Source organism: Nocardia sp. NPDC059177 (assembly GCF_042755165.1).
Classification (GTDB): Bacteria; Actinomycetota; Actinomycetes; order Mycobacteriales; family Mycobacteriaceae; genus Nocardia.
On the sequence record NZ_JBHZBX010000022.1, the window covers coordinates 13,186 to 21,407 of the forward strand.

Consider the following 8,222-nt stretch of genomic DNA (forward strand, 5'->3'; position numbering starts at 1 on the left):
TCTTGACTAACCGAGTTGTCCAGAGTGAGCTAGGGAGCGCCCGGATGTCCAGTACCGAATCCGTCCCGGTGACCCGCCGTGAACAGCTCAAAGCCCAGCGCCGCGCGCAGCTGCTCGCCGCGGGCGCCCGGCTGATCGCCGACCGTGGCTTCCTCGGCGTCCGCCTCGACGACCTCGGCGCGGCCGTCGGCATCAGCGGCCCCGCCGTCTACCGCCACTTCGCGAACAAGGAGGCACTGCTGGTCGAACTCCTCGTCGGCGTCAGTGAGCGGCTCTACGACGGCGGACGCGCGGTGGTGTCCACGGCAGACTCCCCGGCCCAAGCCCTGGAAGACCTGGTCGACTTCCACCTCGACTTCGCCTTCGGCGACCCCGAACTCATCCGCATCCAGGACCGCGACCTGGACAACGTCCCCGTCCCCGACCGCCGCACCCTGCGCCGCCTCCAGCGCCAGTACGTGGAGGTGTGGGTCGGCGTGCTGCGCGAGCTGCGCCCCGGCCTGACCGAGGAAACCGCCCGCATCCAGGCGCACGCCGCCTTCGGCCTGATCAACTCCACCCCGCACAGTGCGACCAAGGCCAGCGCGGGCAAGGCCAGGCCGGTCCTGCGGGAGATGGCCCTGGCCGCGTTGCGCTGATGAACTCAGCGCTGTGAATCGTCCAGAGTCTGGCAAATATGGCTACAATGGTAATAATAATTATGGCCACTTCAGGAGGGTCGATGGAGATCGGTGTGCGAGACCTCAGGGATCATCTCAGCCGCCATCTGGCGGAGGTGCGCTCGGGACGGTCGGTGACAATCACCGACCACGGGAATCCGATAGCCCGGATCGTCCCTGTCGATCGGTTGACCGCGTTGGAGCAATTGCGCAAAGAGGGACGGATTCAACCTGCACGTAAACGCAAGCAGACGACGACTGAGCCGATTCAGGGCGGCGGAATCGTTTCCGACCTGGTCGACGACCAGCGCCGGTGATCGGCTACCTGGATACCGCGGCGTTCATTCCGCTGTTGGTCGTCGAGCCGGGGAGCCCCGCGTGCCGCCGGTTCTGGGACCTCGCCGACGACATTGTCTCGTGTCGGCTGCTCTACGTGGAATCGGCGGCGGCGCTGGCTCAGGCACACCGCATGGGTCGGCTCAGCAGTGCCGAGTTCGCGGCGGCCAAGCGGCTGCGTGACGACTACTGGGAGCAGATCAACGTTACCGAGGTGGACGAAACTCTGGTTCGGACAGCGTCGGAGTTCGCCGAGATGTACGCGTTGCGTGGTTACGATGCTGTCCACTGCGCGGCAGCGGCGCAGTTGGAGGATTCTGACCTGGTCGCGGCTTCGGGTGACCGGAAGCTGCTGACCGCATGGAAAGAGCTGGGGGTCGCTGCTTTCGACACGAACGCGCCGGACCTGTAGCCGGGCGCGATCAGGTGAGCTGGTTCCATAGCCAGGTGGGGCCGACGGTGGTGGCGTTGTGGGCGGTGACGCGGGTGCGGAGTTCGCGGTCGGCGGTGACGACAGTGAGTTCGGCGTAATCGGTTGCCGCGGTGACGGCTTCGACGATCGCGTCGTCGCCGGAGCCATCGGCGAGCAGGATGCGCAGGCGTGGCGGTGTCGGGGTGTCGGCGGCCGGTTTGGCGGCGCCTTCGAGGATCACGGTGATATCGGTGGTGTCGGGCAGGCGCGTGGTCAACTCGGCCAGGGCGGTGAGCAGGCGGCGGGCGGCGCCCGCGCGATCCTTCCACCAGCCGTCGGCCCGCGAACCGACGACATTGGCCGCGTCGACGACGATCAGCTGCCTCGGTGCGCTCATCGGTCCAGTCTGCCCTGGTCAGGCGGCGGCGGGGACCGCCAGGGTGCTGAGGTGGCCATCGGTCATGCGGTAGACGGCGTCCATGCGGTGCAGGTGGGTGGGGTCGTGGGTGACCAGCACGGTCGCCGCGCGATGCTCGCGGGCGATGGTGGCGATCAGGTCGAGCACGGCCGCGCCGCGTTCGGAGTCCAGCGCGCTGGTCGGTTCGTCGACGACGAGCAGCGCCGGATCGTTCATCAGGGCGCGGGCGATATTGACGCGCTGGCGCTGCCCGCCGGACAGCTGCGCCGGACGCTTGCGCGCATGGTCCGCCAGCCCGACCAGATCGAGGAGCTCCAGTGCGCGGGAACGGGTTACGCCGCGCCGGGCACGGGAGCGGCCGCCCAGGTGGGCGGTGACCTCGAGTTGCTCCACGGCGGTGAGCGCCGGAATGAGATTCGGCTGCTGGAACACGATGCCCATCGTTTCGCGGCGGATCGTGGCGGCCGCGCGCCTGCTCAGCGTCGCGAGCTCGATACTGCCCGAATCGGTGTCGAGCTCGACGCGGCCCGCGTCGGGCCGGATCAGCGTCGCCGCCACCGCGAGCAGGCTCGACTTGCCGGAGCCGGACGGGCCGGTGACGGCGGCGATCGTGCCGCCGGGAACCCGCAGGTGCACCCGGTCGAGGGCGGTGAGCCTGCCGGCGCCGTCGGCGTAGGTGAGGGTGACATCGGTGAGGGTGAGTGCCATGGGGAGTCCTTCAGCGGGTCGCGCCGAGCGCGGTCAGCGGATCGGTGGTGAACAGGAAGCGCAATGCGACCGCCGCACCGGCCAGGCCGAGCGCGATCAGCGCCACCGCGGGCATCAGGGTGGTCGAGGGGGAGAGCACGAACGGCATGGCGTCACCGAGGAACAGCGAGGTCACCGCGGTGATGCCGAGGCCGGCCGCGACACCGGTCACCAGAACGATCGCGGCCTGGGCGAGAGCGTCGACGACCAGCGAACCGGTGGTGGCGCCGAGCGCCTTCATGGTGGCGATATCGGGCTGGCGCTGCACCGTCCACACGGTGAAGAAGGCGCCGATGACCAGCGCGGAGATGGCGAACAGCAGCACCGTCATCAAGGTGAGCGAGCTGTTCTCGGCCTGGTAGGAACCGATCGCCTGCACGGCCTCGCGGGCGGGCACGGTCCGCGTCCCCGCTTCGGCGTCGAGTCCGGCGGGGCTGTCACCGGTCACCGCGAGCACGGTCGCCGCACCGGCGCGCGGGCTGGCCGCCTGCCAGTCCGGCATGCTCGTCCAGATCACCGGAGTGTGGCTGTACCACTCGTCCCCGGCGACCGCGGCGACGGTGAACTCGTGCCCCGCGAGCAGTACGGTGTCGCCGGTGCCGGCCGACAGTTCCCTGGCCGCACCGGAACTCAGCACGACCGCGCCCGGTGCGGTAGCTGGATGATTGCCGAATGCGGCGGGGTCGCCGCCGAACAAGGCGACCTGCACCGGGCTCGCGCCCGCGTGTTCGGCCCTGGTCCGCGAGATGCCGACCGGGGTGACGGTGCCCGCCGCCTGCCATCGCGCGATCTGCTCCTCGGTCAGCACCGAGGCGTCGAACGACGGATCGGTGCCGGTCTCGGCGAACACCACCCGATCGGCGCGCAGGCCCTGGACAGCGGAGATGTTCTGGTGCGCCAGCCCGGCGGTGAGGCCGCTGAGGAAGCTGACCAGCACCGCCACCAGCAGCACCACGGTGGTGATCAGCAGAAAGCGGCCGCGGGCGGCTCGCAGATCTCGGAGTGCGACGAACATGCCTCCACTCTCGCCGCGCGCACGGGTCCCGCCATCGCACCCGCGCAGGAATCGCTGTCCACCCAAGGACTGCCCGCCTTTACACCTTTCGATGGATGCCGCCCCGGTTGCCGCACATATGCTGGTCGAGTGCACTCGTCCCCCCTGACGCCGGTCGTCACCACCCTGCGCCTCGGCCTGCACGTGCTGGTCACGGTGCTGGCCGCGGTCGTCGCGGTGCGCGCGGTCCTGCCCGGCGGTGGGGGACATGGCGCCGTGGTGGTCGTGCTGACCATCCTCTGGCTCCTGGTCTACTTCGCGGGCACCGAACTGCCCCGCTTGCGCGGGAACAAACTGGCCGCCGGGGTACCCGCGTCGGCGGTCGACGATGTGCGGTGGGCATCACGGCCGATCGGGGCCGTCGTGGACGAATCGAAGTTCGGCGGGCTGTCTGTGTCGGGGTTCGGCAGTGGGTCGGATCCTGGTGTGTCGGTGGGGTCGGGTTCGGGTGAGCCGTCTGCGTCCGGTAGCGGGTCGGATCGCAGTGCGTCGGGACCGAAGTCCGATGAGCTGTCGGCGCCGGAGTTCGGTGACCGGTCGGATCGTGGTGCGGCGGACGGCGATTCCGTTGTGGTGTGGGGCTGGTTGGCCGCTCTCACCGTGCTGTGGCTGATGTTGCTCGGGCTCACGCCGGACGCGGTGTATCTGGCGTTCGGGTTGTTCTTCCTCTACCTGCATCTGCTGTCACGGCGCTGGGGGCTGGCCGCGGTGGTACTGGCGACGGTGGTCGGGGTGGTCGGGTTCGCGGCGCATCGGGGCTGGTCGGTGGCCGCGGCGGTGGGGCCGGTGCTCGGGGCGGCGGTGGCGATCGGGATCGGGCTCGGCTATCAGGCGCTGTACCGGGAGGCCGTCGAGCGCGAGCGGCTGATCGACGAATTACTCGGCACCCGAGCGATTCTCGCCGAGCGGGAACGCACGGCGGGCAAGCTGGCCGAGCGGGAACGGCTGGCCAAAGAGATCCACGACACCGTCGCGCAGGGGCTCAGCAGTATCCAGCTGCTGTTGCACGCCGCCGAGCAGGCGGCGCCGGATCATCCCGCGCTGGACCGGATCCGGCTCGCCCGCGAGACCGCCGCGGAGGATCTGGCCGAAACTCGCAGGCTCATCGACGAATTGGCACCGGCCGCCCTCGACGGGCAGTCACTCGCCGACGCGCTGGCGCGGATCTGTGATCGCGCGCAATCACCCACCCTGTCCACCCAGCTGCTGGTGGAAGGCGAACCGGAGCGCCTGCCGATGCCGGTGGAGGCCGCGCTGGTGCGGATCGCGCAGAGCGCCGTCGCCAATGTGGTGCAACACGCGGCCGCCGCGCGCATGCGGGTCACCCTCACCTACGACGACACCGACGTGCACCTCGATATCGTCGACGACGGCCGCGGCATCGATCCCGCGGTGCTGCGCGGTCCGCGCGCCGGCGCGTTCGGGCTGGCCGCGATGCGCAGCCGCGTCGAACAGCAGGGCGGTGCCATGACGGTGGAATCCGAGCCCGGGCACACCGCGGTCACGGTGTCCTTCCCGCTGGGCACGGTCCCGTGATCCGGTTGCTGCTCGCCGACGATCACGCCATCGTCCGCGCCGGATTGCGCGCCCTGCTGGAGGCGGCCGAGGACATCACCGTCGTCGGGGACGTCGCCGATGCCGATGCGGCCGTGGCCTTCTGCGCCGCCACCCCGGTCGACCTGGTCCTGATGGACCTGCGCTTCGGCGCCGGCCGCTCCGGTGCCTCGGCCACTGCGGGCCTGCGCGCACTGGCAGACCCGCCGAACGTCCTGGTCGTCACCAATTACGACACCGACGCCGACATCCTCGGCGCCATCGAGGCGGGCGCGGTCGGCTACCTGCTCAAGGACACCCCGCCGCCGGAACTCCTCGCCGCCGTCCGCGCCGCCGCCGCGGGCGAAAGCGTGCTCTCGCCGACCGTCGCCTCACGTCTGATGACCCGGGTCCGCCGCGCCGACACCACCCTGAGCCCCCGCGAAGTGGAGGTGCTGCGGCTGGTCGCCGCCGGCCTGTCCAACCGGGAGATCGCCAAGCGACTCTTCCTCAGCGAGACAACCGTCAAATCCCACCTCGTGCACATCTACGCCAAACTCGGCGTCAAGTCCCGCACCTCCGCCGTGGCCACCGCCCGCACCCGGGGCGCCATCTAGGGCAGCTCGAGATCACCAGGCCATTACGTAGTTGCCTGGTGATCACGTGTCCAGCACCTACGCTGGTGCGTATGGAAAATCTCGCTGATCCCAAGGTTCGCGAATTTCTCTCCCACGGCACCCGGACGGGGAAAGTGGCGTTTGTCGCCGCCGACGGGAGGCCGCTGGTCACGCCGGTGTGGTTTGTCGTCGAGGGGGACGAGCTGGTGTTCAATACCGGCAAGACCACCGCCAAAGGCCGTGCCCTCGCCCGTGATCCGCGGGTCGCCCTGTGTGTGGACCTCGAGGAACCGCCCTACGCGCTGGTTCAGGTGCAGGGCACGGTCACCCTCTCCGAGGACCTCGACGAACTCGTGCGCACCGCCACCGCGATCGGCGCCCGCTATATGGGGGCGGAGCGGGGTGAGGAGTTCGGCAAGCGCAACGGGGTGCCGGGGGAGCTGGTGGTGCGTTTGCGCCCGACGAAGGTCGTCGCGCACTTCGACATGACCGGTTAGCCGTCCATCGGCACCGCGTCCGGACCGGGCGTGCTCGGGTCGAACGGTGGCGGGTCGGTGCGATCGAAGCTCGGGGACGAGCAGGTTGCGCCGACTTCCGGTGTGGTGTAGGGGTTTTCGCGCAGGGAGACGATGAACTGGTCGATCCGCTCGTCGCCGGCGCTGTCGAGCTTCAGCTGGTGGCCCCAGGACTGGAGCGAGATCGCCTCGGCCATACCGGGAATCGGCGACATCACCGTGTACTGCTTGTCGATCACCTTCGCGCGCAACGTCTCCTGGTCCTCCGTGCTCACCTGCGCCGGGTCGTAAGCGATCCAGACCGCGCCGTGCTCCAGGGAGTGCACCAGGTTCTCGGTGCGTACCGGCTGGTCGTAGACGACGCCGTCGCAGGCGGCCCAGCGCGCGTCGTGCGGCCCGCCCAGCGGCGGGATCGCCGGATAGGCCACTCGCTGGGTACTCGTCACGTGCTTGCCGGGCGGGAACTCGGCGGTGACGACCCCGGAAATCTGCAGTGAGGGGTCCCGATTGTCTTCGGTGGGGACGAAACTGTCCATCGAGGAGGTCGGCGTGCCCTGGATCGGTGCGCCCGTGGTGCACCCGGCCGCGACGAGCGCGGTCATCGCGATGCTCACACCCAGTGTTCGCCCGGTCCGTCGGGTAGTCGTCGCCACCACGGTCCCCCTTTGTCTGTGTGCCGGCACTCACCGGCGGACTCCGAACTTACTTGCTGCGCGCCGCCCGCGCGTGGTGTCCGCCCCCGGCCCGCCCGCGCGTCACCCGCGATTTACGCTGCTGGCATGACTGTGCACTTCATCGGGGCCGGCCCCGGCGCGGCCGACCTGCTCACGGTGCGCGCGGTGAAGCTGCTGCGCGAGAGCCCGGTCTGCCTGTACGCGGGGACCTATCTCGACCCCGAGGTGCTGGCGCACTGCGCGCCGGGTACCGAGTTCATCGATACGCAGGGGCTCGATCTGGACCAGATCACCGAGCAGCTGGTCCGCGCGCATGGGGCGGGTCGGGACGTGGCGCGGCTGTGCTCGGGTGACCCGTCGATCTATTCGGCGCTCACCGAACAGACCCGTCGCCTCGACGCGCACGGCGTCCCCTGGGACATCACCCCGGGCGTCCCGGCCTACGCGGCGGCCGCGGCCGCGCTCGGTACCGAACTGACGGTTCCCGAGGTCGTCCAGTCGGTGGTGCTCACCCGCACCCAGGCCCGCTCGACCGCGATGCCCGCGGGCGAGGCGCTGTCCGCCTTCGCCGCCACCGGCGCCACCCTCGTGCTGCATCTCGCGATCACCCGCATCCGGGTGATCGCGGCGGAGCTGGTCGCGGAGTACGGCGCGGACTGCCCGGTCGCGGTCGTCTACCGGGCCAGTCAGCCCGAGCAGCTGGTGCTGCGCGGCACGCTGAGCGACATCGCCGGCCAGGTCGAGGCCGCGGGGCTGCGGCAGGCCGCGGTCATCCTGGTCGGCCGCGCGCTGACGGTGGCGATCGACTGCGCCCAGTCCCATCTCTACGACCCGGCCAGGGTCCGTTCCACTACCGACCAGTCGGTGTGAGCCACGACTCATTCACCGCGCCGCCGCATGGTGCCCGCGACGATGTGAGAACACAGACAAGCGTCAGCTAACGGGGCGCTGGCGATTTACCTGGGGCGATGTCGCATCGCTATGGAGGTGGTTGGTTGCCGGGCGAGCTCACCGGTAGATTGGTGCGATGGTTTGCGAAGAGCACACCGGCGCTGCCGGGCCGTCGATCACGAGCATGGTCTCAGCCATGTAACAAGATCGCCGTGGCCGACAGATAGTGCCAATGGACATTTTTGCCTGATTGATTTCGAGAACTGAACCCGAGACGCAGGCGCCACGCTGTGGTCTACAGCTGAGGCGCCTGCGTTCCGGTGTCGTCGGGGAGCGCCGCCTGGTGTTCCGGAAGCGAGGTTTGGG

The 8,222-nt window shown here is 69.7% G+C and carries 11 protein-coding genes; 7 read left to right on the forward strand and 4 right to left on the reverse strand.

Annotation, left to right across the window (positions count from 1 at the left end):
* Positions 1 to 44 precede the first annotated feature (44 nt).
* From ACFXK0_RS24070 to ACFXK0_RS24080, 3 genes are all read left to right on the forward strand, one after another.
* Complete coding sequence (locus ACFXK0_RS24070) at positions 45 to 638, forward strand: TetR/AcrR family transcriptional regulator (RefSeq protein ID WP_379412980.1); 594 nt, start codon at positions 45 to 47, stop codon at positions 636 to 638.
* An 83-nt stretch (positions 639 to 721) separates the two neighbouring features.
* Entirely contained in the window at positions 722 to 976 is a 255-nt protein-coding gene (locus tag ACFXK0_RS24075) for a type II toxin-antitoxin system Phd/YefM family antitoxin (protein ID WP_379412981.1), read from the forward strand.
* Complete coding sequence (locus tag ACFXK0_RS24080; RefSeq protein WP_379412982.1) at positions 973 to 1,407, forward strand: type II toxin-antitoxin system VapC family toxin; 435 nt, start codon at positions 973 to 975, stop codon at positions 1,405 to 1,407. The genes ACFXK0_RS24075 and ACFXK0_RS24080 overlap by 4 nt, the downstream gene beginning before the upstream one ends.
* Before the next feature lie 10 nt (positions 1,408 to 1,417).
* Here ACFXK0_RS24080 and ACFXK0_RS24085 read toward each other — a convergent pair whose 3' ends face one another.
* From ACFXK0_RS24085 to ACFXK0_RS24095, 3 genes are read right to left on the reverse strand one after another with little or no spacing between them, the layout of a single operon-like run.
* Entirely contained in the window at positions 1,418 to 1,804 is a 387-nt protein-coding gene (locus ACFXK0_RS24085; protein WP_379412983.1) for a hypothetical protein, read from the reverse strand.
* Positions 1,805 to 1,822: 18 nt separating this feature from the next.
* Positions 1,823 to 2,533, reverse strand: a complete 711-nt coding sequence (locus tag ACFXK0_RS24090) for an ABC transporter ATP-binding protein (protein WP_379412984.1) — start codon at positions 2,531 to 2,533, stop codon at positions 1,823 to 1,825.
* 10 nt (positions 2,534 to 2,543) lie between these two features.
* The gene (locus ACFXK0_RS24095; protein ID WP_379412985.1) at positions 2,544 to 3,587 is read right to left on the reverse strand and encodes an ABC transporter permease; all 1,044 of its coding nucleotides are present in this window, start codon (positions 3,585 to 3,587) and stop codon (positions 2,544 to 2,546) included.
* A gap of 129 nt (positions 3,588 to 3,716) precedes the next feature.
* On the opposite strand from ACFXK0_RS24095, the gene ACFXK0_RS24100 reads away from it, so the two are divergent.
* From ACFXK0_RS24100 to ACFXK0_RS24110, 3 genes are all read left to right on the forward strand, one after another.
* Complete coding sequence (locus tag ACFXK0_RS24100; RefSeq protein WP_379412986.1) at positions 3,717 to 5,162, forward strand: sensor histidine kinase; 1,446 nt, start codon at positions 3,717 to 3,719, stop codon at positions 5,160 to 5,162.
* Positions 5,159 to 5,776: a LuxR C-terminal-related transcriptional regulator gene (locus ACFXK0_RS24105; protein WP_379412987.1), complete on the forward strand. Its 618-nt coding sequence runs from the start codon at positions 5,159 to 5,161 to the stop codon at positions 5,774 to 5,776. Before ACFXK0_RS24100 ends, ACFXK0_RS24105 begins: the two co-directional genes overlap by 4 nt.
* Before the next feature lie 71 nt (positions 5,777 to 5,847).
* Entirely contained in the window at positions 5,848 to 6,273 is a 426-nt protein-coding gene (locus tag ACFXK0_RS24110) for a PPOX class F420-dependent oxidoreductase (protein ID WP_379412988.1), read from the forward strand.
* On the opposite strand, the gene ACFXK0_RS24115 is transcribed toward ACFXK0_RS24110, so the two are convergent.
* Positions 6,270 to 6,905 carry a DUF3105 domain-containing protein gene (locus tag ACFXK0_RS24115; protein ID WP_379412989.1) on the reverse strand — a complete coding sequence of 212 codons (636 nt, stop codon included), beginning with the start codon at positions 6,903 to 6,905 and terminating at the stop codon, positions 6,270 to 6,272. The two genes, ACFXK0_RS24110 and ACFXK0_RS24115, sit on opposite strands and share 4 nt — an antisense overlap.
* A gap of 165 nt (positions 6,906 to 7,070) precedes the next feature.
* Here ACFXK0_RS24115 and cobM point away from each other — a divergent pair, with 165 nt between their 5' ends.
* Entirely contained in the window at positions 7,071 to 7,835 is a 765-nt protein-coding gene (gene cobM, locus ACFXK0_RS24120) for a precorrin-4 C(11)-methyltransferase (RefSeq protein WP_379412990.1), read from the forward strand.
* Positions 7,836 to 8,222: the final 387 nt, after the last annotated feature.

Excerpts from the sequence above, each read along its gene's own strand:
- ACFXK0_RS24090 (WP_379412984.1), bottom strand. The coding sequence starts at position 2,533 with ATGGCACTCACCCTCACCGATGTCACCCTCACCTACGCCGACGGCGCC.
- cobM (WP_379412990.1), top strand. The coding sequence starts at position 7,071 with ATGACTGTGCACTTCATCGGGGCCGGCCCCGGCGCGGCCGACCTGCTC.
- ACFXK0_RS24070 (WP_379412980.1), top strand. The coding sequence starts at position 45 with ATGTCCAGTACCGAATCCGTCCCGGTGACCCGCCGTGAACAGCTCAAA.
- ACFXK0_RS24095 (WP_379412985.1), bottom strand. The coding sequence starts at position 3,587 with ATGTTCGTCGCACTCCGAGATCTGCGAGCCGCCCGCGGCCGCTTTCTG.
- ACFXK0_RS24075 (WP_379412981.1), top strand. The coding sequence starts at position 722 with ATGGAGATCGGTGTGCGAGACCTCAGGGATCATCTCAGCCGCCATCTG.
- ACFXK0_RS24110 (WP_379412988.1), top strand. The coding sequence starts at position 5,848 with ATGGAAAATCTCGCTGATCCCAAGGTTCGCGAATTTCTCTCCCACGGC.
- ACFXK0_RS24085 (WP_379412983.1), bottom strand. The coding sequence starts at position 1,804 with ATGAGCGCACCGAGGCAGCTGATCGTCGTCGACGCGGCCAATGTCGTC.